Annotated in this window: 24 protein-coding genes; 11 read left to right on the top strand and 13 right to left on the bottom strand. The window is 48.0% G+C overall.

What is annotated here, in order from left to right:
- Position 1 precedes the first annotated feature (1 nt).
- The 4 genes from AAGC78_RS03665 to AAGC78_RS03650 all read right to left on the bottom strand — a co-directional run bounded on the left by AAGC78_RS03665 (position 2) and on the right by AAGC78_RS03650 (position 3,078).
- Positions 2-1,474 carry a TIGR01777 family oxidoreductase gene (locus AAGC78_RS03665; RefSeq protein ID WP_435782678.1) on the bottom strand — a complete coding sequence of 491 codons (1,473 nt, stop codon included), beginning with the start codon at positions 1,472-1,474 and terminating at the stop codon, positions 2-4.
- A 30-nt stretch (positions 1,475-1,504) separates the two neighbouring features.
- Positions 1,505-2,128 carry a DUF4166 domain-containing protein gene (locus AAGC78_RS03660; RefSeq protein WP_435782677.1) on the bottom strand — a complete coding sequence of 208 codons (624 nt, stop codon included), beginning with the start codon at positions 2,126-2,128 and terminating at the stop codon, positions 1,505-1,507.
- A 44-nt stretch (positions 2,129-2,172) separates the two neighbouring features.
- Entirely contained in the window at positions 2,173-2,613 is a 441-nt protein-coding gene (locus AAGC78_RS03655) for a hypothetical protein (protein ID WP_435782676.1), read from the bottom strand.
- Between the two features lie 297 nt (positions 2,614-2,910).
- Positions 2,911-3,078, bottom strand: coding sequence for a CsbD family protein (locus AAGC78_RS03650; protein ID WP_435782675.1), 168 nt, complete (start codon positions 3,076-3,078; stop codon positions 2,911-2,913).
- Positions 3,079-3,381: 303 nt separating this feature from the next.
- On the opposite strand from AAGC78_RS03650, the gene AAGC78_RS03645 reads away from it, so the two are divergent.
- The 3 genes from AAGC78_RS03645 to AAGC78_RS03635 all read left to right on the top strand — a co-directional run bounded on the left by AAGC78_RS03645 (position 3,382) and on the right by AAGC78_RS03635 (position 6,455).
- Positions 3,382-3,951, top strand: a complete 570-nt coding sequence (locus AAGC78_RS03645; protein WP_435782674.1) for a GbsR/MarR family transcriptional regulator — start codon at positions 3,382-3,384, stop codon at positions 3,949-3,951.
- Between the two features lie 106 nt (positions 3,952-4,057).
- The gene (locus AAGC78_RS03640) at positions 4,058-5,425 is read left to right on the top strand and encodes a cytochrome ubiquinol oxidase subunit I (RefSeq protein ID WP_435782673.1); all 1,368 of its coding nucleotides are present in this window, start codon (positions 4,058-4,060) and stop codon (positions 5,423-5,425) included.
- Positions 5,426-5,435: 10 nt separating this feature from the next.
- On the top strand, positions 5,436-6,455 hold the full coding sequence (locus AAGC78_RS03635; RefSeq protein WP_435782672.1) for a cytochrome d ubiquinol oxidase subunit II: 1,020 nt from the start codon (positions 5,436-5,438) through the stop codon (positions 6,453-6,455).
- Position 6,456: 1 nt separating this feature from the next.
- Here the strand turns inward: AAGC78_RS03635 and AAGC78_RS03630 are convergent, their stop codons facing one another.
- From AAGC78_RS03630 to AAGC78_RS03620, 3 genes are all read right to left on the bottom strand, one after another.
- A complete protein-coding gene (locus AAGC78_RS03630) occupies positions 6,457-6,921 on the bottom strand; it encodes a DUF2721 domain-containing protein (RefSeq protein WP_435782671.1) in 465 nt (154 codons plus the stop codon).
- 63 nt (positions 6,922-6,984) lie between these two features.
- On the bottom strand, positions 6,985-7,659 hold the full coding sequence (locus AAGC78_RS03625) for a GntR family transcriptional regulator (protein ID WP_435782670.1): 675 nt from the start codon (positions 7,657-7,659) through the stop codon (positions 6,985-6,987).
- 44 nt (positions 7,660-7,703) lie between these two features.
- Complete coding sequence (locus AAGC78_RS03620) at positions 7,704-7,847, bottom strand: hypothetical protein (RefSeq protein ID WP_435782669.1); 144 nt, start codon at positions 7,845-7,847, stop codon at positions 7,704-7,706.
- A 247-nt stretch (positions 7,848-8,094) separates the two neighbouring features.
- Between AAGC78_RS03620 and AAGC78_RS03615 the strand changes: the two genes are divergently transcribed.
- The 5 genes from AAGC78_RS03615 to AAGC78_RS03595 all read left to right on the top strand — a co-directional run bounded on the left by AAGC78_RS03615 (position 8,095) and on the right by AAGC78_RS03595 (position 12,681).
- Positions 8,095-9,135 carry a porin gene (locus AAGC78_RS03615; RefSeq protein ID WP_435782668.1) on the top strand — a complete coding sequence of 347 codons (1,041 nt, stop codon included), beginning with the start codon at positions 8,095-8,097 and terminating at the stop codon, positions 9,133-9,135.
- A 13-nt stretch (positions 9,136-9,148) separates the two neighbouring features.
- Complete coding sequence (locus AAGC78_RS03610) at positions 9,149-9,841, top strand: cysteine hydrolase family protein (RefSeq protein WP_435782667.1); 693 nt, start codon at positions 9,149-9,151, stop codon at positions 9,839-9,841.
- An 83-nt stretch (positions 9,842-9,924) separates the two neighbouring features.
- Positions 9,925-11,526, top strand: a complete 1,602-nt coding sequence (locus AAGC78_RS03605) for a hypothetical protein (protein WP_435782666.1) — start codon at positions 9,925-9,927, stop codon at positions 11,524-11,526.
- A 69-nt stretch (positions 11,527-11,595) separates the two neighbouring features.
- A complete protein-coding gene (gene biuH / locus AAGC78_RS03600; RefSeq protein WP_435782665.1) occupies positions 11,596-12,300 on the top strand; it encodes a biuret amidohydrolase in 705 nt (234 codons plus the stop codon).
- A 30-nt stretch (positions 12,301-12,330) separates the two neighbouring features.
- Entirely contained in the window at positions 12,331-12,681 is a 351-nt protein-coding gene (locus AAGC78_RS03595) for a cupin domain-containing protein (RefSeq protein WP_435782664.1), read from the top strand.
- 7 nt (positions 12,682-12,688) lie between these two features.
- On the opposite strand, the gene AAGC78_RS03590 is transcribed toward AAGC78_RS03595, so the two are convergent.
- Complete coding sequence (locus AAGC78_RS03590; RefSeq protein WP_435782663.1) at positions 12,689-13,375, bottom strand: MgtC/SapB family protein; 687 nt, start codon at positions 13,373-13,375, stop codon at positions 12,689-12,691.
- Between the two features lie 190 nt (positions 13,376-13,565).
- On the opposite strand from AAGC78_RS03590, the gene AAGC78_RS03585 reads away from it, so the two are divergent.
- Positions 13,566-14,303: an alpha/beta hydrolase-fold protein gene (locus tag AAGC78_RS03585; protein WP_435782662.1), complete on the top strand. Its 738-nt coding sequence runs from the start codon at positions 13,566-13,568 to the stop codon at positions 14,301-14,303.
- Positions 14,304-14,315: 12 nt separating this feature from the next.
- On the opposite strand, the gene AAGC78_RS03580 is transcribed toward AAGC78_RS03585, so the two are convergent.
- The 3 genes from AAGC78_RS03580 to AAGC78_RS03570 form a co-directional block, all read right to left on the bottom strand.
- The gene (locus AAGC78_RS03580; RefSeq protein WP_435782661.1) at positions 14,316-15,644 is read right to left on the bottom strand and encodes a PepSY-associated TM helix domain-containing protein; all 1,329 of its coding nucleotides are present in this window, start codon (positions 15,642-15,644) and stop codon (positions 14,316-14,318) included.
- Positions 15,645-15,666: 22 nt separating this feature from the next.
- Positions 15,667-17,979 (bottom strand): TonB-dependent receptor, encoded by a 2,313-nt coding sequence (locus AAGC78_RS03575; protein ID WP_435782660.1) that lies wholly within the window; start codon positions 17,977-17,979, stop codon positions 15,667-15,669.
- A 119-nt stretch (positions 17,980-18,098) separates the two neighbouring features.
- Entirely contained in the window at positions 18,099-18,695 is a 597-nt protein-coding gene (locus AAGC78_RS03570) for a GNAT family N-acetyltransferase (protein ID WP_435782659.1), read from the bottom strand.
- 319 nt (positions 18,696-19,014) lie between these two features.
- Here AAGC78_RS03570 and AAGC78_RS03565 point away from each other — a divergent pair, with 319 nt between their 5' ends.
- Positions 19,015-21,531, top strand: coding sequence for an ExeM/NucH family extracellular endonuclease (locus AAGC78_RS03565; protein ID WP_435782658.1), 2,517 nt, complete (start codon positions 19,015-19,017; stop codon positions 21,529-21,531).
- Positions 21,532-21,582: 51 nt separating this feature from the next.
- Positions 21,583-22,188, top strand: coding sequence for a PEP-CTERM sorting domain-containing protein (locus AAGC78_RS03560; RefSeq protein WP_435782657.1), 606 nt, complete (start codon positions 21,583-21,585; stop codon positions 22,186-22,188).
- Between the two features lie 1,004 nt (positions 22,189-23,192).
- On the opposite strand, the gene AAGC78_RS03555 is transcribed toward AAGC78_RS03560, so the two are convergent.
- Both AAGC78_RS03555 and proB read right to left on the bottom strand, forming a co-directional pair.
- Positions 23,193-23,522: a hypothetical protein gene (locus tag AAGC78_RS03555; protein ID WP_435782656.1), complete on the bottom strand. Its 330-nt coding sequence runs from the start codon at positions 23,520-23,522 to the stop codon at positions 23,193-23,195.
- A gap of 99 nt (positions 23,523-23,621) precedes the next feature.
- The gene (gene proB, locus AAGC78_RS03550; protein ID WP_435782655.1) at positions 23,622-24,746 is read right to left on the bottom strand and encodes a glutamate 5-kinase; all 1,125 of its coding nucleotides are present in this window, start codon (positions 24,744-24,746) and stop codon (positions 23,622-23,624) included.
- Positions 24,747-24,828 lie beyond the last annotated feature (82 nt).

Raw genomic sequence — 24,828 nt, 5'->3', positions numbered from 1 at the left:
TTCATCCGCATATATCTGCCAGCGCGGATTTAGCGTTCGGAAACTCAAACGAAAATCCAGCATTCAGCAAATTATGCGGGATAACCCTCTGCCCTTCCAATAATAAATCGGACTGTTCGCCCAGTAGCCAGCGCACGATAAACCCCGGTGTCGGCATAATGCATGGTCGATGCAGAACAGACGCAGCCTGCTGATTAAACTCTAATTGGGTCAATGCATCAGGGGCGGTGAAATTATAAATACCAATGGAAGTATCCGTGGATGGCTCTATGTGCCGCTGGAACAGATAGGCAATTCCGCGCAAAAGGTCGCGCACATGAATCCAGGACATCCACTGCTTGCCTGTACCCAACTTGCCACCCATGCCCAATTTAATCGGCATCAACATCATAGGTAATGCACCCTGATGCCCCAGCACCAAGCCAAAACGCATAATATCGACGTTGACACCGTATTGGCTGGCACGCTGCGCTGCAGCTTCCCATTCCTGACACAACTGCGACATAAAAATCGGTTGTGGAGAATCTGTTTCGACTAAAGCCGTTACATCACCTTGCTGTTGAATACCGTAATAACCAATTGCTGAAGCCGATAGCAACAATTTTGGCTTTCGCTCTGCACGGGCAATCCAATCAACCAGTTTTTTTGTTAAATCGACACGACTGGCCAGTAATACTTTTTTGCGCGATTCACTCCAGCGCCACCCGAGAATCCGCGCACCAGCAAGATTAACAATAACATCGACAGGATAATTTGCAGGCAACTCATCCATACTGGCAATACATTTTGTTTTTCCAGAAAACAAAAAAGCGGCAGCAGTTGGATTACGGCTCAGCACAATAACATCATGCCCATCAGCCAATAATTCACGCACCAATAACTGCCCGATAAATCCTGTTGCACCAGTCACTAACACTTGCTGGCGTTGACTACTAAAATGCAAAGGTGACATATGCGCATCCTTATTAACTATTTTTCCGAGTTGTATTGCAGCTAATCCATCACGTATACCCGAAAGCCCAACACCAATACCACAAAGCGCAAGGAAAACACTTAATACTCCATGCGGCTGCCACATCAATGCGGTAGGGAGACTCCACCAATAGGGTATTTGCAATGCAAGTAACGTAATAAAAGCACCGCCATTAATTGCAAGCAGTGTGTGGGTTACGCGCTCTGTTGCCGGCAGCATGCGGGATTGATCTTCAATCACAAAATCCCACAGGGTCAATACAATCTCCACAACAAATAACAACATCAAAACAAGTGCAAACCATCCCTGCCATATCCACGAGGAAAGCCCAATAAACAGCAGCGAATAAATAACCGCACGCAGGGCATGAATTGAAAGTTCTTTCCTTGCGCTGGTGCGCTGTGCAAGTGTTTCCGTTAACTCGTGGTGATAAAGGGTATCGAATGCGCCCATTAATCCTTGCGCAGCCATTAACGACAATGCCAGCAGATGAATATCCATCACACTCTCCTGAATTTGTTAACGAACTTACTAATGCTGCAGATCGTGAAATACACCTACCTGAGCAAATGTCCTGCCTAATAAACAGTGCTGTATTTCGATGCGAATATTAAATTGGCTAGGATTATCATTGCGATGACACAAGAAAGTTTTACCTGGGGTTAGAATACCGGGTAGCGGAATGCGTACACCAAACACATCCCAAAAATATCCATCGCTGGTAAAGTGCAAGTTTCCATCTTGCACATGTAACTTGAGCTTCATTCCCAAACCTTTCCCCACATATTCCAACACTTCACCTTTTTCGCTTTCACGCATATAAGAGGTGAATTGAATAGGCTTGCGCTTGTTCAAACGATAAATTCGCTGCTTGAAAATAAAGGGACAATCTTTCTTGGAATAGACTTCAATATCAACCGGAAAATTCTGGTCATTAAATGGAATCAATGCTCCCTTAATAAGAGGCATAGTAATAAAACCGAGAAACTTTCCAAATCGCGAACAACTCAGCTCACTTAATTCACCACGATAATAAAGTGGTTTTCCTGGCTCCGGATTTTTAGCGAACCGTTCCTGAATATCAGGATGCAATTTAAGCCACTCATCGCCCAAAATCCTGCGAAAAAGCTCACCTTCAGATACAACTAATTGCACAAAAAACCTCCATTATTTTTTATTTTTTAATCTTCAATCTCAAATTATTTAACACGATCCAACCGCCACAAAATTAAGAGAGTCGGCACTAGCGCGATGATCGCAGCCAAGTCGATCCATGCGTGACTCCACACATTTTTTTGAATAGAAATAATAATGTCCTGCGGTGCCCATAATAAAATTACGCCCGCGAGAATTAACCAGATAGATGCAAGCCGATGTTTATTAGCCAAATACATCAGCGCCAACATAAATAAAGAAAAGGCTTGGAGAGTTGCGCCGAAAAGCGAGATCCACCACAACTGTAATTCAAGCGTGCCAGTATCTTGCGGGAAACCAAAAGAATGCAGAATGGATTGTTGATAGGCAGCAAACCACGAAGCGTCGCTCCACCAGGTAACACCGAGCGCAATAACAAAATGCCCGACAGCAACCAGATATAACCAACTGACTAACCAAGACCGCACTGACGCGCTTGCTGGCATTTGTCCATCACTCCATTTGATTGAAATCAAAATATTCTGTAATTTCAGAATATACTGAAAATTCAAAAAACACCAATAGCAGTGAAAAATATTTTTAGCGCGGATGAAGAAAGACCGGCAGGGATTGTTTGTGAAGCCAGATGGATTGATGCGAAGTAAACCGAGCAACAGAAGGGAAAGTTAAAACGGAAACTTATTACAGGCGGGATTATTTAGCGAGGGAGTTAACGCAATCCATTGCGTCGGTAGATCGAAAGTTTTCCGTCACTTTTAAAAAGGCGCTTACTTAAAAGCAACTTACTTGTGATTATCTTTCAAATCACCGTAACCTTTTTGGACCTTACCTTCTACTTGTTTAGCGATGCCTTTGGCCTGTTGCTTTTCACTGCCAATAGCTTCGCCAGTTTTTTGCTGCACTTTACCAGCAGCCTGCTTCACTGAGCCTTTCACTTGATCTTTGTTCATGATAATTACCTCTCGATGAATTAAAGTTCAATAGGAGTTATTCAATGAGTAACAATAAATAGCTCCCTCTAGAATACTGACTCTGATCTTGTGTATGAAGTTCATATCCAGATCGGAATAGCATTCAACGATTCCAAGATATCCACAAAATTGCCCTGCCTCGGTGCGCAACCAAACATAAAATCCACTTTTTTAGTGCTCAAATAAAACCCTGCCGCAACGCCTGAGAAATAGGTAAATTGCTTGACGCAGATCAAAAAATTCTGTAATTTCAGTAAATACTGAAAATTCAGGAATTACAGCATGTCCGAAAAACTGACCCCAATGATCCAATCCTGCGTCCTCCATTTCGGTGAAATGGGCAGTCGATGGGGGATAAACCGCACTGTGGGGCAAATGTACGCCCTGCTGGTATTGAGCAAAGAGCCGCTGTGTGCGGACGACATTACCGAAGCACTGGGAATTTCCCGCTCCAATACCAGCATGGGGCTGAAAGAGCTGATGTCGTGGGAGCTGGTAAAGCTGCAGCATCGCCCCGGCGAGCGCAAAGAGTTCTACTCGGCACCGGGGGATGTGTGGGATATCGCGAAAATCCTGATCGAGCAGCGCCGCAAGCGTGAAATCGACCCAACGCTTTCCACTTTGCGCAATCTGCTAATCGAAACACCGGCCAATGCTGATGAGGAATATGCGCAAGAGCGGATGCGCGAAATGCACGAGCTGATTGAGATGATTACGCTATGGACGCAGGAAATCCAACGCCTCGACTCCGCTAATTTAGGCAAGCTGCTCAAACTCGGCAGCAGTATCGGCAAAGTGTTGGATATGAAAGATCGCCTGTTGGGCTCCGGCAAAAAAGAAACGACCAAGTAATCAATCCGACGTAATTATTTTGCAACACGCACTACAATTTTTTACGGAGAACGTCCACGGCTGACGCTTATCAAAAGGATTGCTCCATTTTCATCGAGGTACTTTTATGCTCGAAACACTCATGCTGTCCCGCATCCAGTTTGCCGCCAATATTTCCTTCCATATTTTATTTCCCACTATTTCCATCGCGCTCTGCTGGTTTTTATTTTATTTCAAAGTGCGTTACAACCGCAGCGGCGACGAAGTCTGGATGCGCGCCTATCGTTTCTGGGTAAAAGTATTTGCATTGACCTTTGCATTGGGAGTAGTGAGCGGCATCACCATGAGTTTTCAGTTCGGCACCAACTGGCCGGGCTATATGGAAACTGTGGGTAATATTGCGGGGCCACTGCTCGGTTATGAAGTGCTGACCGCATTTTTTCTGGAAGCCACATTTTTAGGGATCATGCTGTTCGGTATTAACAAAGTATCCAATCGCATTCACACACTCGCAACTTTCCTCGTGGCATTCGGCACCAGTATGTCGGCCTTCTGGATTATCGCGCTCAATTCCTGGATGCAAACGCCAACCGGTTTTGAAATGCGTCAGGTGGGCGACACCATGAAAGCCTTTCCGCTCGATTGGTGGGCAATTATTTTTAATCCGTCTATGCCTTATCGTTTAGCGCATATGTTGATGGCATCCGGTTTAACTGCTGCATTTTTAATTGCGGGAATTTCCGCGTATCGCATTTTAAAAGATGATCACAAACCTGCGCCGCGCCTTGCACTAAAAACCGCAGCCACTGCCGCTGCGATCTTAATTCCAATCCAGATATTGCTCGGCGATATGCACGGTCTCAATACTCTCCATCATCAACCCGCGAAAATTGCGGCGATGGAAGCTGTATGGCACACCGAAAAAGGCGCTCCTTTAGTGCTATTTGCGATTCCCGATAAAGAAACCCAAAGCAATAAATACGCGATTCAAATTCCCAACATGGCGAGCATTATTTTAACGCACAAAACGGATGGCGAACTCAAAGGGTTGAATGAGTTTCCCGATGCGCATCCGCCTGTAGCACCGCTGTTTTACGGCTTCCGTATTATGGTTGGCGTAGGCATGTTGATGTTGCTGGTATCCTGGGTTGGCTGCTGGCAAATATATCGCCGCAAAGAAGTATCACCGCTAATGCTGAAAGTATTTGTCGGCATGACTTTCTCTGGTTGGATCGCCACACTATCCGGCTGGTATGTCACCGAGATCGGCCGTCAGCCCTGGCTGGTAACCGGCGTATTAAAAACAGCAGATGCAGTAACCAGCACACCCGCGAGCAACGTTGGAACATCACTCGCTATTTATTTAACACTCTATGTAGTGTTACTGATTGCCTATATTCGCACACTGTTTGTTATGGCAAGAAAATCTGTGCTGGTGGATCGCCCTGAAGAAGTCGACACCCTGCAAGAAAAACTCGTCGAAAAAAATCTGTGAGGAACACACCATGACCGATATCAGCACTTTATCCGGCGAAGCATTTTGGCTCCCTGTTATTTTTATTGGCTTGATGGGGCTCGCCTTTTTTATCTACGCGATTCTTGATGGCTACGATCTGGGCGTTGGCATTTTATTGCCCAAAGATTCCGAAGCGCAGCGCGATACCATGATCGCCAGCATCGGCCCTTTTTGGGATGCAAACGAAACCTGGCTGGTACTAGGCGTGGGAATTTTGCTAATTGCATTTCCATTAGCACACAGCATGATTTTATTTAATCTGTATTTACCCGTAACGGTAATGCTCGCAGGTTTAATATTGCGCGGAGTTGCCTTCGACTTCCGTGCCAAAGCGCCAGAAGATCACAAAGAGTTGTGGGACCGAGCGTTTCAGGTTGGTTCCTTACTCGCCACTCTTGCACAGGGCTATATGCTTGGCCTGTTTGTAATGGGTTTTGAAGATACCGCCGCCGCACATTTATTTGCTGCACTCAGTGCAATCTGCGTAACCGCGGGCTACACCTTTATCGGTGCCGCATGGTTGGTGATGAAAACTGAAGGTGAATTACAAAAGCGCGCCGCTTGGTGGGCACGTCGCTGTGCATGGTTGATGCTACTGGGAATTATCGCGGTATCAATCGTCAATCCACTCGTCAGTCGCACTATTTTTGATAAATGGTTTGGTTCGCCACTGGTAATGGTGCTGTGGGTAATTCCGGTATTTTGCTTCGTATTATTTTTTATCGCCGACCGCTACTTACGTCGCGCGCCCTACGCGAACGATTTCGGTTGTTGGATTCCTTTTGCATCAGCCGCAATGATTTTCTTATTAAGTTTTATCGGCTTGGCTTACAGTTTCTACCCTTACGTGGTGCCCAACAAACTCGATGTATGGCAAGCAGCGAGCGCACCGGAATCACTGATGTTTATTTTGTACGGTGTGATCGTGGTGCTACCAACCATTCTCGGCTACACCTTTTTTGCGTACAAAGTATTTCACGGCAAGGCGACGCAACTGAAATATTATTAATTTACTTAGCGCGCGCAATGACCTGGATTCTCACTGTGCGCGTAGCAAGATGCACTTCACGCAAAAAGTAACCCAGCCCGACAATCAGGGTAATTGTTGACGCAGTAAACAGTGCGCTAATCACCCACTTCAGTTCAACCTGTAACAGCACCTGCAAAAAGATTACTGCAACTACCATACACACCAACAACGCAGAGCAAGTACAAGCGGTAATAGCCGAGCTGGCGTAGTGGCGGCGGCGCTCCAGGCGATTTAATTCTTTATGTAGTGCATCAGAATCCTGCAGATGTTGCGGCAATTCTTTTTCAGTCAGACTACGACCGCGATCAATGATCCGCGCGAGGCGACCCGCCATCACATTTAATAGTCCGGCAATACCGGTCAGTAAAAATACTGGCGCAAGTGCGAGCTGGATTGCATGAGTGATATCGCCAAAATTCATGGCGGCTTCTGGAATGGAATTCATTATTGGTCTCGATAAACTGTTTTTCTTAATAGTTTCTGTGCAACTGACTATTTTCGATTTGTTTTAAGGTTTATGCCGTTTGATCGCCTGTTGCAACTGGCTCAAGGTAACACTGCGGGCAAGCTCCTGGCTTTTGCGGATATGTTTGGTCATAGCTTTGCGGGCCTGGGTTTTATTTTTTTCGCGGATTAATTGGCAAATCGAAAAATGTTCTTCGCAGGTTTCGATTACCGATTGGCGATCCGGAAAGCCCAAGCGCCGCAGTATGCGGATATTATTGTTGATATCGCGCAGATAATTGGCGAGCACCGGATTGCCGCTGCCAATCGCAATGCCAATATGGAATGCCTCTTCGCGCGCTTTGATTTCTTCCATATCCAACTCATCGTCCAATCGCTCTGCATTCCAATCTTCTTGCAATGCATCCAGATCCTCATCTTCCATATGGTCGCACGCGAGTTCGACGGCGCTGGCCTCCAACATGATGCGCACATCGTAATATTGGCTGATGGTTTCAATATCCACCGAGCGTACAAAGCAGCCCTGCTTGGGCATGATGGTGATTTGCCCCTCGGTTTCCAGCCGTTGCAATGCAGCGCGCACCGGTGTGCGGCTGACTTGGAAATCTTCAGCGATCTCAGACTCGGTGATGCGGGTGCCGGGGTAGATTTCGAAATCGATAATCTTTTTTTTGAGCTGGTCGTATACCAGTTGTGCAGCTGATTTAGGGGTTGTCAAAGAACCTGCTCCGTCTACTTAACTGCGCTTGCGCGCGCACCTGTTCATGCATGGTAGGCGAGCACTACCACCTTGTAAACCAACTCATCCAACCCGCCGATTTTGCCGAACCGGCGCACTTCGCCAGTGCACAGCGTATTTGACGAGCATTGCTTTAGTGCCATTTCCAGCGTCAGAACATGGCTCATAGCTGCATCTCTCTTACTCGAACCCAACCAAAATTCCCAAGCAATTCATCTGCTTGCGTCGATAAAAGACGACCTCACTTTCGTCTGGCACAGCTTATGCAAACACATCGTTGTATACAACGATGATCTAAAAACTAACATCCTATACACCGACAAGGAGGTCAGTCGCGCCAGCCCACTACTGGCTAGCGCGCATCCATTGCAGGCAACCACTTTCAATCACCGATTTTCGCCGAGGGAAACAACTATGAGAATTGCGTTAACAAGCATGCTATTTCGCGTATCCGCCAGCGCTGTTTGCCTCCTATTGGCAGCGACTGCAGCAGCCCAATCTTCTGTGGATTTTAAAGGCGAACTGGATATTTACCTCCGCGACTACCAAGCCGCAGGCGCCGATAGTGATAGCACTCAGGGAGTTGAATCCAATGGCATGACCACCTCATGGCTGGGCGTTCATGGCGAACACATACTCAACGACGACCTGAAAGCCATAGCGGCAGTAGAAATGTTTTTCCGCCCCGACTCAGCCGAATATGGCCGCTTTGAGGACGATATCTTTTTTGCGCGCAGCGCCTATGTCGGCCTGAGCGGCAACTTTGGTGAAGTAAAAATTGGACGCGTTGCCGCTGCCCATTTTATCTCTGCGATTTCGTTTAATCCCTTTGGCGACTCTTTTGCATTCTCTCCCATGATCCTGATGAGTTATGGCGGCGGGGGATTGTATGGCGATACCGGCTGGAGCGATTCCATCGCTTACACCACGCCAACACTCGGCGGCTTCACCTCCAATCTGGCTTACGCCTTTGGTGAGGAAGAAGGTGAAACCAGCACCAACAAAATGGCTGCCAATACTTTTTATAAAGCGGGTGATTTTGGTTTTACCGCCGCTGTGCAAAAAATTTCCGGCACCCAAACCGGTGCGACTGGACTTGGCGCCGACGATGAACAAACAACCTCGCTGCTCGGTGTGAGTTACGACATAGGCAAAAGCACCGTCTACGCACAGTATCAAATGATGCGCGATGAACTTGCCGTGGGTGATATCGACCGCGACACACTGGTGCTCAGCGCCTCTATCACCGCCGGCTCGGGCGCGTTTTATCTCAGCTATGGCCTTACCGAAACCAGCACCGACAGCGGCGATTTTGACCGCAGCATTTACACCATCGTCTACAACTTGCCACTCAGTAAAGAGACTGACCTCTACGCCGGTTTCACCAGCGATGACCCGGATGGTGTTGAGCAGAAGGGACGCACCTTGGGGCTTGGTGGCCGCTATCGTTTTTAACAGGAGCCAGACTATGATCAGCCTGAGCGCACAACCCGAAGCCATTGATTTATCACTCGCACACACTGCGCTGGTGATTATCGATATGCAGCGCGATTTCCTCGAACCCGGCGGCTTCGGCGCAAGCCTCGGCAATGATGTGAGTTTATTGCGCTCGGCGATTGCACCTTGTCAGGCATTGCTCACCGCAGCGCGCGCAATTGGCATGCTGGTAATTCACACCCGCGAAGGTCACTTGCCAGATTTAAGTGATGCACCACCTGCAAAAGTGATGCGTGGAAAACCGGAGCTACGTATCGGCAGCCTCGGCCCTATGGGACGGGTGTTAGTGCGCGGCGAGCCGGGTCACGGAATTATTCCGGAGCTAGCACCGGTCACAGGCGAAATCATTATCGATAAACCCGGCAAAGGCGCTTTTTATCGCACCGAATTAAATGATGTGCTGAAAGAACAGCGCATCGAAAATTTATTAGTGTGCGGTGTCACTACCGAAGTTTGCGTACACACCACTGTGCGCGAAGGCAATGACCGCGGCTATCGCTGCGTTGTGGTCGGTGATGCCTGCGCCTCTTATTTCCCCGAGTTCCACCGTGTTGCCCTTGCGATGGTTTCTGCGCAGGGCGGCATTTTTGGTTGGGTGAGCAACAGCACCGCCGTTGTCGCGGCGCTCGCCCCCAAACGCATGTCCAGCACCGTAATTTCTTAAACCAACATATACATTTTTCAAAAAATATTTTTCTTAAACGCCGTCCCTGCTAGCCAACTACACGAACAGGAGAGGATAAGACCATGACTACCATCGTTAATAAAAATATGCCCGGTAATGTGAAATTGTGGAAACCCGGCGACTGGAACGCGCTCTTCGGTTTCGGCACCAATATTTTGGTAAACCTGTTAGTGCTCACCGGCCTGCTGCGTTTTGTGCTGCAAATGCCAGACGACATTGTGTTTGGCCGCATTCTTCCCGCCGTAGGTTTAATGATGTGTTTGAGCACACTCTACTATGCCTACCTCGCGTACAAATTAACACTGGAAACTGGCCGCACTGATGTATGCGCCCTGCCTTCCGGTATTAGCGTGCCGCATATGTTTGTGGTGGTATTTGTCATCATGCTGCCGATCTCCCTTACCACCGGCGATCCAATCAAAGGTTGGGAAGCGGGATTAACCTGGGTGTTTGTGCAAAGTTTTGTGTTGATGCTCGGCGGTTATATCGCGCCCTACATTCGCAAAATTACACCGCGCGCTGCACTGCTGGGCACACTTGCCGGTGTGTCGATCGCTTTTATTTCGCTGCGCCCCGCGTTGGAAATGTTTATGACGCCGGTGATCGGTGTGGTGTGTTTTGCCATTATTTTACTGAGCTGGTTTGGTGGAGTGCGCTACTTCAAAGGCATTCCGGCGGGATTAGTTGCTATTGCAGTGGGCACATTAATCGCATGGGGCTCAACTGCAATCGGTTTGAATTTTGGCGGATTGAGTTTGGAAAAACTCACGCAATCACTTACCAGTTTTGGATTTTCAATTCCGATTCCCGCTGTTGGCCATGTATTTTCCGGCTTTGAATTTATCGGGATTATTTTAGTTACCGCAATTCCATTCGGCATTTACGATTTAGTCGAAGCCATGGACAACGTAGAGAGCGCTGCAGTAGCGGGCGATAGTTATCCGACAACACGTGTACTCACCGCCGATGGCGCAATCAGTTTGATCGGCTGCTGCATGGGCAATCCATTTATCAACGCTGTTTACATCGGGCATCCCGGTTGGAAATCCATGGGCGGTGGAATTGGTTATTCGGCAGCGACAGGAATATCCGTTTTAATTCTCTGTTGGTTTGGAATTATCGCGGTATTTTCATCCGCAATTCCGCTGGTCGCCATCTCACCTATTTTGCTTTACATCGGCATGTTGATCGGTTCGCAAGCATTTCAAGAGAGCCCAAAATCTCACGCGCCCGCGATTATTGTTTCACTTATGCCGCACCTGGCTGCCTGGGGGAAATTGCAAATAGATAATGTGCTCGGTGCTGCAGGCACTAATGCCGCCGCTGTCGGTCTCGATAAGCTCGCACAAAATGGTGTGCTCTATGAAGGTTTATCGGTGCTAGGTGGTGGAGCGATTCTGGGCGGATTAATGCTCGGTGCAATTACCGCGTTTATTATCGACCGCAGTTTTAATAAAGCCGGCCTCTTCGCTTGCGCGAGTGCAGTTCTGACTTTCTTTGGATTAATGCACGGCGAAGCGATTGGAATTGCCGAATCACCCACTGTAGCTTTTGCGTATCTCGCCGTTGCCGGCGTGTTGTTTGCCTGCGCGAAATTTAGCGTGGAATCCAGCAAAGCTCCCGACAAACACCACGATACTGATGTAATTGAACCTGTGCATTAAGCAGATTCCATTAAAAGACCTCACTTAAAAGACATCAACTAAAAGGTATGCATTAATTAAGGAGCAACCATGAATTCTTTTTTAAATAACTCGCCGCGCTATCTCAATAGCACGCCTTATGAATGGCCTTACGATGGCAACTTGCATCCGCATAACACGGCGCTGGTTATTATCGATATGCAAACCGATTTTTGCGGCAAAGGCGGTTACGTGGACACCATGGGTTACGACATCAATTTAACACGCGCGCCTATCGAGCCACTGCGAAAATTACTGCCGGTGATGCGCGAGCTGGGTTTTCATATTATTCATACCCGCGAAGGTCACCGACCAGACCTTGCAGACTTACCTGCAAATAAACGCTGGCGCTCACGCCAAATTGGCGCAGGCATTGGCGATGAAGGCCCTTGCGGAAAAATTTTAATTCGCGGCGAAACCGGCTGGGAAATTATTCCCGAGCTGGCGCCGCTTGAAGGTGAAATTATTATCGACAAACCTGGCAAAGGTTCTTTCTACGCGACCGATCTGGAATTGGTGTTGCACACCAAAGGTATCCGCAATTTATTACTCACCGGCATCACTACCGATGTCTGCGTGCATACCACCATGCGCGAAGCAAATGATCGCGGATTTGAATGTGTATTGCTCTCTGACTGTTGCGCGGCAACCGACCCCGCCAATCATGCCGCCGCATTGGCAATGATCAAAATGCAAGGCGGTGTTTTTGGTGCAGTGGCCACATCGCTAGATGTATTAAACACATTGAAAAAATAGTGAACTGGAAAATTGATATAGGAGACGCTTGTGGAAAAAAATCTGGTTTGGGCAGATTTAATCAACAGGAACTTTGATGATCCCGAATTACAATGGCGAGAGTTCCGCGATGGAGTGGATATTCTTCCGCTCTATGGCAATCCAAGTCAGGGGTGCTCCTCTGCCCTGCTTCGCTATCACCCCGGCGCGCACATTCCACGGCATTTACATGTCGGCATGGAATTTTTATTGATTCTGCGTGGCAGCCAGCGCGATGAACGCGGCGAATATCACAAGGGTACGTTTCTCATTAACCCCGCCACTACCAGCCATGAAATCACCAGCGAAGAAGGCTGTGTGGTATTAGCGGTGTGGGAAAAGCCGGTTGAGTTTGTAGATTGAAGTCCTGCTAATCACCCGTTGGTGAAATACGAAATTCGCGCACGGTATTTTGCGTTCGCCACAGATCAGACAAACGCGAAACATTTTTAAGATCAGCAGTTCTGATGACCATGCGATATTCAAATTGGTTTTCTTCGGTAACACGATAACTGGTATTTGCAACACTGAATCCCTGTTGCTGCAACAGCGCAATTAATTCTTTTTCCGGCATGACCTGATCGCGATCAAAACTGATTTGATGATGAACATAACATTGGCCGGGCAACTTCGCTTCTATGATGCGAAATAGCGACAACACACTCACCGTCATGATGGTGGCAATAATCGCCGGAAAATAAAAACCAACACCAATAAGGATTCCAATTGCCGCCGTAATCCAGATCGACGCCGCCGTAGTCAGTCCACGAACACTCAACCCTTCTTTGAAAATAACGCCGGCACCGAGAAAACCAATACCGGTCATAATCCCTTGCGCCATTCTTGTTGGATCAGCACGCACCGTATCCGGCGGTACTGCGGGCAACCATTTCCATTGGAAGTAGGTAATCATCATTAACAAACTGGATGCGAGACATACGAGCGTGTGCGTGCGGAATCCCCGCAGGACGGCCATGATAACTGCGCTCCAACCCGACAATCCCGCCCGCAATAAGCGCTCCAAACAAATGGGCAATAATTTCAAGTTGATCAGCACTCACGCTCACCACATTTACGTCCATCATGTGCCCCGCTTCGCATCACCTTAAACTTCCTGATCCTAACTGAGGCCTGTTTCGACGGGAAAATACTATTTGCTTATATACTTATTGCCGGAGAGCTGGTGAACTATAGGGCTGTTTGCGCATCAACATAATGAAATGCCATTTAGCCATTAAGGAAATCAAATGCAATTAAAGGCAGTCATATCCTTTTCGTTAATCTTTTTACTGAGTGGTTGTTATTATCTGCAAAGTCCATCCACGCCAATGGAGACGGTCAGTTATCTCTCTAAAAATGGAACTGACAAAAATAACAGCCAGCGCAAGCTTATGGTGCTGTTACCTGGAATAGGTGATGGAGCAGAAAAGTTTTACCAGCACGGTGTTGTCGATATGATTCAACACAAATATCCGGACATGGACGTGATTGCAGTAAACGCTCATTTAAAATATTACCAAGCGCGGACTATTACCGAGCAGCTACGCACCGACATTATCAAACCGGCACGTGATGCGGGATATCAGGAAATTTATTTAGGCGGGATTTCGCTAGGGGGATTTGGTTCTTTACTTTACCTCCGACAATATCCGGAGGATATCGCCAAGGCATTTATCATGGCGCCCTATCTTGGCGAAGCACAGGACTATGATTATTTACTTGCCGACTCTACGAAAGAGATATCGACAACAGCGGCACCAACGGAAAATAGCATTTGGCTCTGGCTTACCAGCCTGCCCGATGTAACACGTCAAAAAATTTATCTGGCCTATGGCGCTGAGGATAAATTTGCCACATCGAATAACTTGCTGGCTAAGTATATTTCTCCGGAGCAAGTCTTAGTGCAGCGCGGAAAACACCATTGGAAAACATGGGAGCAATTATGGCCGGCTTTGTTAGCAAAGCCGGACGTAGCCAAGCAATAAATCCAACTGAATTTATTTACTCAAACCCAACCATTGGCTCAAGCTGTCCACACGACGCAAGAGCAAGAATTCGATTGCCAATAATGCAATCAAAGAAATTGCCAGCAATGGCAGGAACAACGCCAAGCCGATAGTTATGGCAACTACTGCAAACCCAACACGTGCAGGCATTGCTGGTGGCGCACCCAATGCCGATTGCGGTTTGCGTTTGCGCCACAAAATAAAACCGCTAACGCTGATCAGGATTAACCCCGCGCAGGTGAGTACGCCTAACACCAGATTAAACCAACCGAACAAATAACCTTCGTGCGCAGCAATACCTACGCCTATGGCTTTATCCAATAATTTTTTCTCCGCAAAACCACTTTGTTTTTCAACGCTGCCATCACCTTTAATCCATACATCTGCACGCAACGGACGGTTTGCACTTTGCGACGATGCTTTCCATGTATAGTGACTAGTGTGCGCGTGAGTTTCAGGGGCGTGCATATGGTGAACACTAGCGATACTCAACTCTACCGGCGATGCTAATTGCAATTGTTCGGCAGTGCGCAATACATCTGGAGCCAGATCGAATACATCCGCAGCCTGTGCACGCCAATGTTGATGCTCCTGCGCGCGGCTTTGCGTCCAATCCTGCTGCACTGGTGTCATTTCAAAACTGCGCACTTCTTTTAATGCTGCCCCCCACACCAGCGCCCAGGGTAATCCGGTGACTAATAAAAATAAGGCGAGTGCGGAGATCCAGATACCAGTAACCGCGTGGATGTCACGCCAAAAAGTACGACTGCCATCGCGCAAACGTGGATAAATAATTCCCGCCATGCCCTGCGCATTGCACGGCCACCACAAATACAAACCGGTAACAATCAATACAATCGCCCAGCAGGCCGCAAGTTCTACTAATATCGAACCAACATTTCCAAGCAATAATTCGCCATGAATAGTTTTGACGATATTCATCAATTGCAAACCGCTTTCCTGTTTGCCGGTAATTTCACCGCTATAGGGATTTACAAATACTTGCCAGTTTTCCTGCGCTTGTACATTGACTAATACCGATTCATCTTCAGCTTGCGGTAAACGATAGCTGAGAAATTTTCCATTGGGCACTGCATCGAGCGCAGCCTGGATTTGCTCGTTTGCTGATAAGCGTTCGCCGCTTACTGACAAATGATGAAATTGGCTTTCTTGCCATTGCTCGTAATACGGTTTGAACAAATAAATCGCACCGGTTAATGCGAGCAAAATGACAAACGGAATAGAAAAAAGGCCAGCATAAAAATGCCAGCGCCAGATTGTGCGATACAGGGCTTTTTGGTTGTAGAAATTATCGGCCATTATTTTTCTCACTTAGCGCAGGTTACATATCGTAAGAAAAACTTAAGTACATAGTTCTACCCGGCCATGGGTGCGCCACATAACTAACTTCATCAGTGACGTTATCAATTCCAAAACCCACTTCAATTTGATCGTTAATATCGTAGGTTGTCTTCATGCCAAGACGGGTGTAACCGTCCTGCGCGCCCATTACGCTTTCGGCGATATCGGTGTTATCCAAGCGGCCAAAACTTTTATCGGCGTATTGCACATTTGCACTTATATCCCAACGACTACTCAGGTGATAGGTCGTCATTAAATTGCTGCGCCAGCGCGGCATACGCGGGTAATCATTACCCTCAATACTATTGGCTGGATTAGCGCCTTCTGCTGTGCTGTTATCTTCAATAATGGATTTGGTGTAAGCAACATTGAAACGGACATCCAATTCCGGCACCAATACACCGTAGCGATTCACAATCAATTCCACACCGTCGGTCTGCACTTCATCGATAGCAGAGAAGGTTGTAATTGAACCACCACCGGGCAATAAATTGGATTGGGATTCAATTGCATCCTGAATAGTTTCAGTAAATAAATTCACGCGCACATAGCCAGTCGTAAATTGTTTTTCAAGCATCAGGTTGTGATGCAAACCATTTTCCGGTTTGAGATCTGGTTTTGCTTCAACAACAGTTGAATAGGATTGACTCTGCATAAACAACTCTTCCACGACTGGGAAGCGATAGGCTTTTGCGAGCGAGTAACGCACTAACCAATCCTCGGCAGGAACATAGCCGAGAGAAAACTTGGGTGAGAATTGACTACTGGATGCTTCAGGTACGTCGACCAAATCAAATTCAGGAGTAGATGGAAGGTCTTTATTGAAATAGCCGTCGTGACTTTCCCAGCGCTCATAACGACCACCAATCGCCAAATCCCAGCGCGCGTCAATATCCCAATTCATTTGCACAAATGCCGCACTGATATTGGTTTCACCACCGCTGCGGCTGGCGTAAACGGCGTTATCACCTTTGGTCCAATCAGCTGAATTAAATACATCCATATTTAATTCGTAGGCTTCGTAGCGCGCGCCGGTAATTAATTCCAAACCTTTTACACCCAGATCGGAAAATACAAATTTTCCTTCCAGTGTTTGCCAACCTGTGTCTTCGTAATCTGTCGTTTGCCCGCGCCCTTTAAATAAAGGATCTTGCAACGAATGGCTGGATGCGCGGCTGTTATCTTCCAAAATACGGAAGTCGCTGATGTTCGCTTCAAAGCGGGTGCTGTCAGTGAGATTGCCTTTAACACGGAACCCGGTGGATAAACTGCGGCGCTCAAGATCACTGACACCCAAGCGATTGGCCGCTACATTCATGCCCACGCCATTCTGGTTAAAATTACCAGACCAAAGTGTTTCACCTGCGGCATTGCGAATATAACTATTGGGGGAATCGCGCAACGTAGTGCGGTCCTCGTAAGCAAGATTTAATAGAGTTGACCAGTTTTCAAAATCGTAACCGAGTTTTAATTTGAAATTATCAGTCGTCGCTTGCTCGACACCGGTATCACCAAAATAATAGCCGGGCTTACCAAATACATCTTTATCAACTACCGCACCCGTTACTGGAATAGCATTGGCTGCCGGCGTGCGCGCATCAAAATAATAGGACTGCGGCTGACTATCGTTTTCCAAATGGTTGTAGGAAAGATAAACACTGAGATCGCCAAACTTATCGCCGTAGGAGACAAAGGTTTTGTAACCGCTCAAGCGATCATCAAAACCGTAGGCATTAAAATCTTGCGAGAAATAATCCAGATCCACATGCACTTCGCGCTCTTGCGGAATTGCAGTTTCGATCAGCACCACACCGCCCATGGAGTTGCCGCTGTATTCGGCGGAGAAAGGTCCGTAGAGAATTTCTACTTGCGCAATTTCGCTAGCGCTCACCATGGTCCAGCGCGGCGCGCCGCTCCAGCGGGTTTGTAATAAATAATGCAGGGGCACGCCGTCGGCAAATACCATCGAGCGCGCGGTGGCAAACATATTGGAGCCGCGCAAGCCGAGCGTGCCGTTGGAATCGCCAATGTAACGCTTGCGAATAACGATGCTCGGTTCGTATTTAACAATGTCTTCGGTGGTGGTGGCGTTGATGCTGACGATATCTTCCTGCGTCAGCACACTGGTGGGATTGGTGTAGCCGGACTGCGAGCTATCGCGCGCTTCGCCCCATACGGTGACTTCTTCAACTTTCGGTTTTTTACCATGAAGGACTTCATCGTGGGCGCTCGCCACACCTGTCAGCCCCAAATTTGCCGCAGCAATAATTAATGCCAGTTTGACCCGTCTCACTTGCCCTGCCCCTCACCATTTTTACACTAGTTGTGAGGCAGGACTTTAGGCGCTTTCAAACGCCACGCACAGTGACAAATTGTCGCAGGGGTGCGACAGAGAGTCGCACCAATAGGAGCTTAATCCAGCCAGCGGCGCATCGCAGAAATATGCGAACCGCCACTTGCCCTGAGGCCTTCCAACGGGCTGGGAGCGACTTGTTCAGTGCGCTGAGGGAGCGGGGAAATACGCAAGAGGTATTCGTCGGGAGTGGTTTGCTGCTTGTCGGTTAAGGGGGTGACGAAGGATTTTATCGGCAGTGCGCCTATGTCGCGCGCGAAACTATCAAACATGGACCAGGAGACCGAGTTTTTAATGCCGATAGCAGTGACCAGTCTGGTCGCCTGCTCGCAGGCCGGTTGCGCGATCAGCCAGTGCAGCATTTTCTTGCCCAGCCCTAAATCGCGCAGGGATTGGTCGACGACCACTTGCCACACAAACAGGGTTCCCGGCTCATTGGGCGGATAATAGGCGGACACGAATCCAACCAATTCATTGTGCAGAAAAGCCGCCACCGAGGTTTTTGCGAAATGGCCGCATTGCAGGAGCGTGCATTGCACGGAGTTGCCATCGAGGACGGGGGTGGTATCCAACAGGCCTTTGAGCGCGTCACCATCAGAGGCGAGGGGTGCGCGGAATTCAATCTTATCGAGCAAAAGATCGTTTCTGGTGTTCATGAAAAAAACCTCCATACAGCGTCTTTGTCTACACAGATGCAGACGTACAGATCACAGCGTTATCGTTTCAAGTTGATTAACCCTATCGAGCGATGGACTAATAAAAAAGGATGAGGAGCTCGGACTACCCTGTTTCCGCTGAAGTTCCCCATCTTTACATTTCCTTGTAGAACTATTCGCTATAGCCAATTTATTAACCATTGCAGGCCGCATTCATCAAAACATCACAAAACCGTCTAAATCCCGCCACAGCTCCGTAACATAGCCCACCTATGCTGCGCTCCAAGATCAATAAACCACTACTTCAAGGGAGCCAGTTATGAAATACAAACCTCACCAGCCACTCTTACTTGCCGTGGCAATGGCCAGCCTCAGCGCCCTGCCCGCCAGCGCCGATCTGTACTTTTCTGAATACATTGAAGGCAGCAGCAATAACAAAGCGCTGGAGATCTACAACAGCAGCGCCAGCGCGATTAATTTGAGCGGCTACAAAGTAGAGATGTATTTCAACGGCAGCAACAGCGCCGGGCTCACGGTAAACCTGAGCGGCACCATTCCAGCGAACGGTGTATTCGTACTTGCGCACGGCAGCGCAAATGTGACCATTTTGGCGAAAGCCAACCAAACTAACAGCTCCGGTTGGTTCAATGGCGACGATGCAATTGTGTTGAAAAATGGCAACACCATTTTGGATAGCATCGGCCAGGTAGGCGTAGACCCAGGCACCGAGTGGGGCACCGGCATCACTAGCACCGCCGACAATACCTTGCGTCGCAAAACTTCTATCGCCAGCGGCGACACCAATCCTACCAATGCATTTGACCCTGCCACCGAATGGGATGGTTACGCACAAGACACCTTCGATCACCTCGGCACTCACCAAGGCAGCAGTAACGGTGGTGGTGGCGATGACGGCGGCAACACCGGCGGTGGAAATTGCGGCGAAGCAGCAACACGCATCGCGCAAATCCAGGGCGCAGGTGCGAGCAGTCCGTTAGTGGGCAACAGCGTTAGTATTGAAGCGATTGTGGTTGCCGATTACCAAAACTCGAATGAGCTGGGCGGGTTCTTTGTGCAAGATGCCGATATCCACAGCGATAACAATCCGGCAACATCTGAAGGTATTTACATCGCCAGCACCACGCCTGTTGCCGTTGGCGACCGCGTGCGTGTGAACGGCACTGTTGCGGAAACTTTTCAGTTAACCCAACTCAGCAACACCAACGTCACTGTGTGTGCGAGCAACCAGCCACTGCCGACACCGGCAACCATTTCATTGCCGGTAGCATCGCTTGATGCATTCGAAGCGATTGAAGGAATGTCAGTCGCGATTGCGCAGGCACTGACCGTGAATGAGACCTATCAACTCGGTCGCTACGGCCAAGTGTTACTCGCCAACGGTCGCTTGCAACAACCAACCCATGTTGCAGAACCCGGCGCTGCCGCCAACGCACTGCAAGCACAAAACAATTTAAATAAATTGATGCTGGATGATGCGAGCAACCTGCAAAATCCTGATCCGGTTATTTTCCCTGCACCGGGCTTGTCTGCCGAAAACACATTGCGCAGCGGCGATACTGTTGCCAATTTGCGCGGCGTGATCACTTATGATTTTGGTATCTACCGTATTATACCAACCGTTGCGCCGGAATTTATTAACAGCAATCCACGCCCATTAGCACCTATTGCTGATTCAGCGGCGAATTTAAAAATAGCCAGCTTCAACGTGTTGAATTTCTTCAACGGTAACGGCATGGGCGGCGGCTTCCCAACGGCGCGCGGTGCAAATACTGCGGCAGAATTTGCTCGCCAAAAAACCAAAATCGTTAGCGCGCTTGTTGGTTTGGACGCGGATGTTATCGGCCTTATCGAAATTGAAAACGACGGTTACGGCAGCAACAGTGCAATCGCTGAATTAGCAGCTGCATTAAATACCGCGACCGGCACCGGCGTGTGGAAATTTATTAACCCGGGTGTAAATAAAATCGGTACTGATGAAATTGCAGTCGGTTTTATTTATCGCAGCGACAAAGCCACTGCAATCGGTAAAACAGCAATCCTGGATTCCAGTGTTGACTCGCTATTTATCGACAACAAAAACCGCCCTGCACTTGCGCAAAGTTTCCGTGTGAATAGCAATCGCGCTATCGCAACCGCAGTGGTCAATCATTTCAAATCCAAAGGTTCTGACTGTAACGACATTGGTGATTTGGATATCGGCGACGGCCAAGGCAATTGCAATATCACTCGCACCCAGGCAGCAACCGCATTGGTGAATTGGTTGAACACCAATCCAACCGGTGTAAATGACCGCGATTATTTAATCATCGGCGACCTGAATGCCTACGCCAAAGAAAATCCGATCGCGCAAATCCTGAATGCTGGTTATTCCGACTTGATTAAACTATTTGGCGGCGATGCAACTTACTCTTACGTGTTTGATGGACAAGCAGGTTATTTGGATCACGGCCTTGCAAGCGCCGCATTAACACCACAAGTGTTATTCGCAGCTGACTGGCATATCAACGCCGATGAACCTATCAGCCTGGACTACAACACCGAATACAAATCCTCTGCACAAATTAATAGCTTCTACTCAGCCGATGCCTACCGCTCGTCTGACCATGACCCGCTGCTGGTTTCATTGAAATTAGTGCTGGATCTGGATGGTGACGGCGATGTGGATAAACAGGATGTGCAAATAGTTACCAATGCACGGGGCGTAATTCCAACTGCATTTGATCAACGCGATGTCAACGGTGACGGCGTTATTAATGCGCTGGATACACGCGCACTCACTTTGCAATGCACTCGTCCTGGCTGCGCCACCAATTAATTAAAAAAGCCTCTGTTTTTACAGGGGCCGCTAATTCACACGGAGATTATTATGAAAAAGTTTTTTATCGGTTTATGCGCATTGGGATTAAGCCTTTCCTTGAATGCCAACGCCATCAGCATCGATTTGGTTGCCAATAAATCAGTTGTGAGCGTTGGCGATAGCCTTGAAGTTGCGGTGCGCATCAGCGGATTAAATGATGCAAACGCACCGTCACTCGGTGTGTACGATGTTAACTTCCAATTTGATAACAGCTTGTTTACTTTTGATAGCATTAGCTGGGGCGATTCTGCGCAAGGAAACCAATTAGACCTTTCCGGATTTGGCAGCTTGCAAGATAGCTCTAGTGGCAGCGGATGGTTGAATTTGTTTGAATTGTCATTTGACGATGCACTGGATTTAAATGTGCTGCAATCTGGTGAGTTCACACTGTTCAGTATTCTGTTGAATACCGTTGCCGCCGGTACTGGTAATTTTTCACTGGTAGCCAATTCTCTGGGCGATGCTTACGGCGATAATCTGGTTGCCGACCAGATCAATGGCACTCAAGTAACTGCAGGTGCTGTATCTGTACCTGAACCATCCAGCGTGTTGCTGCTGTTGGTAGGCATCTTGGCGATAGGCATGTTGCGCGTAAAATCGGCACAACGTCGGTAATAGTCTCAACCAATAAAAAAGCCCACGTTTTTTGCGCGGGCTTTTTATTTTTTGCGACTCCTTAAGCATAGTAAGTAAATCTTCAACTTTTACGGCCAACTCCTTGTTGTGAATTTTCATCTGATTCAGATATGCGGTTGCAGCTTGGGGATTTTCCTTGTAACCCTTTTGGATGGTCCATGCATAGCTAAAAACTTTTTGATCCACAGGAACCCCCTGTAATCCCCCATCTATAATTTCCAGCTGTTTTTCAACTGGGTAGCCCGCAACCGACATATAGCTGGTAGCAGAATTAACGGCTGTTACTTTTAACGCTGGGTCCTTAATGGCACCGATAAATTCAACAACCTTTTCGCTACCGTAACTGTGCAGGCCACTGGCTGTGTTAGAGACAGCAGTTTCAACCATTTTTTTGTCGGTCAACGAGTTAGTCAAACTATAAAGCTCATTAAATTCGCCACGAGCCATCAAGTCATGCACGACTGGAGCCACCGCGAGTTCGTCAAGATGAGCCTGATTTTCTACCAGCAGCCTTTTCGCTTCGACTGGATTTGTTTTACCTAAAGCAATTAAAGCACCATTGAGCAGGCGCTTGTCCACAGCACCATTATGCTGCGCCAATGCATAGTTGATAGCATCCATTGGATTAGCCTGCGCCACTGCTTGAGCCAAGGTTTGTGAAGTCCAATTATCTTGCGGACGCATACTTTCCTTAACCAACTTCAACCCCGCTTCATAGGCAGTCCATTTCCAATCAGGGAGCGCTGCGAGCGCTTGGAACAATCCCATCTTGCGTTCAAATTTCTGTTCGGCTACGGGATATAGCATCACAAAATCATTTTCATTATTTTGCAGCCAATCAAATACCTTTTCGGGATGATTGCTGGTGAGGTTCTCGTATAACATCTGCGCGAGGGGCATTTGATTATCGCCCATAGACGCTTCCATAAAATCAAACGCGGCCTCAGGAAATTTTCCACTGAAAAACCAGGCAACCTGCCGCTTTAAATCCAACTGGGAATCATCGATTGACACAACAGCTGTTCAATTTCATCAACTGATAATTGATCCAGTTTTTGAAAAGCCCGATAACGTTCAAATTGAGTTTTTGGCGTTTGCACACTCAATGATTTTATTAGCTCATCGGGATCGTTTTTAACAACTGCAGCAGTCACTGAGGGCGATTCATTCACTGACGCCACATTATCAGCTACTGGATTATTTTTTAGAAAGGGAAGCGGAGAGGGAGAAGACTTATCTGTAGCCACTGAAAATTGATAGCCACACAATGCACCAGCGGCAAATACTACAATTATTACCAACACCTTGTTCATACAGACTCCCTACAGGCTTCATGCCTTGCTTGCAAAAAAATCTCCCTCTTATCAATACGACAAGAGGGATTCAACATCAATTAACTCAATACTAACCTTTTAACTTAGAACAAGGTTGTCGCGATGAATTAATTCATTATCATCTTGATAACCCAAAATATCGGCGATTTGGCTACTGGGTTTGCCGATAATTTTGCGCGCTTCATCGGCGTGATAATTAATTAAACCGCGCGCAATTTCTTTGCCGTTCAGATCTTCGCAGATAACCATATCGCCGCGCGTAAAATCGCCGCGCACTTCTTTTACGCCGACTGGTAAAATACTTTTGCCTTGTTCACGCACAACGCGCGCGGCGCCGTCATCCAGAACGATGGTGCCGCGGGTTTGTAATTGCCCGGAAATCCAACGCTTGCGTGCCGCTTGCGGCTGCTGTTCGGCCCACAAAAAAGTACCGAGGTTTTCGCCCGCAGCAATGCGCAGCAATGCGTTGTCGATACGACCACCGACGATAACCGTATCAGCACCTGAACGCGCCGCAACACGGGCAGCGCGCACTTTGGTAATCATTCCGCCGCGCCCCAACGCACCGCCAGTGCCGCCGGCCATTTGTTCGAGGCGCGTATCATCAGCTGCAATTTCACCCAGCAATTGCGCATCGGGATTTGAGCGGGGATCGCTGTCGTACATACCTTTTTGGTCGGTGAGAATTACTAACAGATCAGCTTCAAGTAAATTCGCAACCAGTGCGCCGAGCGTGTCGTTATCGCCAAAGCGAATCTCTTCGGTGGTAACTGTATCGTTCTCATTAATCACCGGCACCACATTAAAACTGATCAGGGTTTTTAGCGTGGAGCGCGCATTTAAATAGCGCTGGCGCGAAGAGAGATCATCGTGATCGAGCAGCACTTGCGCAGTGAGCAAACCGTAGCGCTGGAATTCTACTTCGTAGGTTTGGATCAAACTCATTTGACCCACTGCCGCCGCCGCTTGCAGTTGATGAATTTCAGTCGGGCGAGTGGTCCAGCCCAAACGGCGCATACCAGCAGCAACTGCACCGGACGACACCAATACCAATTCAATACCGCGCAAGCGCAACTCGGCCATTTGTTTGACCCAGCCGGCAATGGCTTCTGCATCCAAACCTTTACCGTCATTGGTCAGCAGTGCGCTACCAATTTTTACTACCCAGCGCTTGGCGTGGGGAATAATCTCTCTTTTGCTCATGAATAGGATGTGCTCAAGAATAAATAAGTGAAGTTTTTAAAATCATCGTACTACAGATACAAAACGCCCGGGCAAGGACCCG

Source organism: Cellvibrio sp. (assembly GCF_039207905.1).
Lineage (GTDB): Bacteria > Pseudomonadota > Gammaproteobacteria > Pseudomonadales > Cellvibrionaceae > Cellvibrio.
Note: the sequence above shows the minus strand (reverse complement) of the source record. Positions and strands in the feature narration are given on the sequence as shown.

Coding starts and splice junctions, on each gene's coding strand:
- AAGC78_RS03665 (WP_435782678.1), bottom strand. CDS start 1,474: ATGGATATTCATCTGCTGGCATTGTCGTTAATGGCTGCGCAAGGATTA.
- AAGC78_RS03605 (WP_435782666.1), top strand. CDS start 9,925: ATGACTACCATCGTTAATAAAAATATGCCCGGTAATGTGAAATTGTGG.
- AAGC78_RS03585 (WP_435782662.1), top strand. CDS start 13,566: ATGCAATTAAAGGCAGTCATATCCTTTTCGTTAATCTTTTTACTGAGT.
- AAGC78_RS03630 (WP_435782671.1), bottom strand. CDS start 6,921: ATGAATTCCATTCCAGAAGCCGCCATGAATTTTGGCGATATCACTCAT.
- AAGC78_RS03560 (WP_435782657.1), top strand. CDS start 21,583: ATGAAAAAGTTTTTTATCGGTTTATGCGCATTGGGATTAAGCCTTTCC.
- AAGC78_RS03645 (WP_435782674.1), top strand. CDS start 3,382: ATGTCCGAAAAACTGACCCCAATGATCCAATCCTGCGTCCTCCATTTC.
- AAGC78_RS03615 (WP_435782668.1), top strand. CDS start 8,095: ATGAGAATTGCGTTAACAAGCATGCTATTTCGCGTATCCGCCAGCGCT.
- AAGC78_RS03655 (WP_435782676.1), bottom strand. CDS start 2,613: ATGCCAGCAAGCGCGTCAGTGCGGTCTTGGTTAGTCAGTTGGTTATAT.
- AAGC78_RS03650 (WP_435782675.1), bottom strand. CDS start 3,078: ATGAACAAAGATCAAGTGAAAGGCTCAGTGAAGCAGGCTGCTGGTAAA.
- AAGC78_RS03580 (WP_435782661.1), bottom strand. CDS start 15,644: ATGGCCGATAATTTCTACAACCAAAAAGCCCTGTATCGCACAATCTGG.
- AAGC78_RS03610 (WP_435782667.1), top strand. CDS start 9,149: ATGATCAGCCTGAGCGCACAACCCGAAGCCATTGATTTATCACTCGCA.
- AAGC78_RS03555 (WP_435782656.1), bottom strand. CDS start 23,522: ATGAACAAGGTGTTGGTAATAATTGTAGTATTTGCCGCTGGTGCATTG.
- AAGC78_RS03620 (WP_435782669.1), bottom strand. CDS start 7,847: ATGAGCCATGTTCTGACGCTGGAAATGGCACTAAAGCAATGCTCGTCA.
- AAGC78_RS03565 (WP_435782658.1), top strand. CDS start 19,015: ATGAAATACAAACCTCACCAGCCACTCTTACTTGCCGTGGCAATGGCC.
- AAGC78_RS03635 (WP_435782672.1), top strand. CDS start 5,436: ATGACCGATATCAGCACTTTATCCGGCGAAGCATTTTGGCTCCCTGTT.
- proB (WP_435782655.1), bottom strand. CDS start 24,746: ATGAGCAAAAGAGAGATTATTCCCCACGCCAAGCGCTGGGTAGTAAAA.
- biuH (WP_435782665.1), top strand. CDS start 11,596: ATGAATTCTTTTTTAAATAACTCGCCGCGCTATCTCAATAGCACGCCT.
- AAGC78_RS03640 (WP_435782673.1), top strand. CDS start 4,058: ATGCTCGAAACACTCATGCTGTCCCGCATCCAGTTTGCCGCCAATATT.
- AAGC78_RS03570 (WP_435782659.1), bottom strand. CDS start 18,695: ATGAACACCAGAAACGATCTTTTGCTCGATAAGATTGAATTCCGCGCA.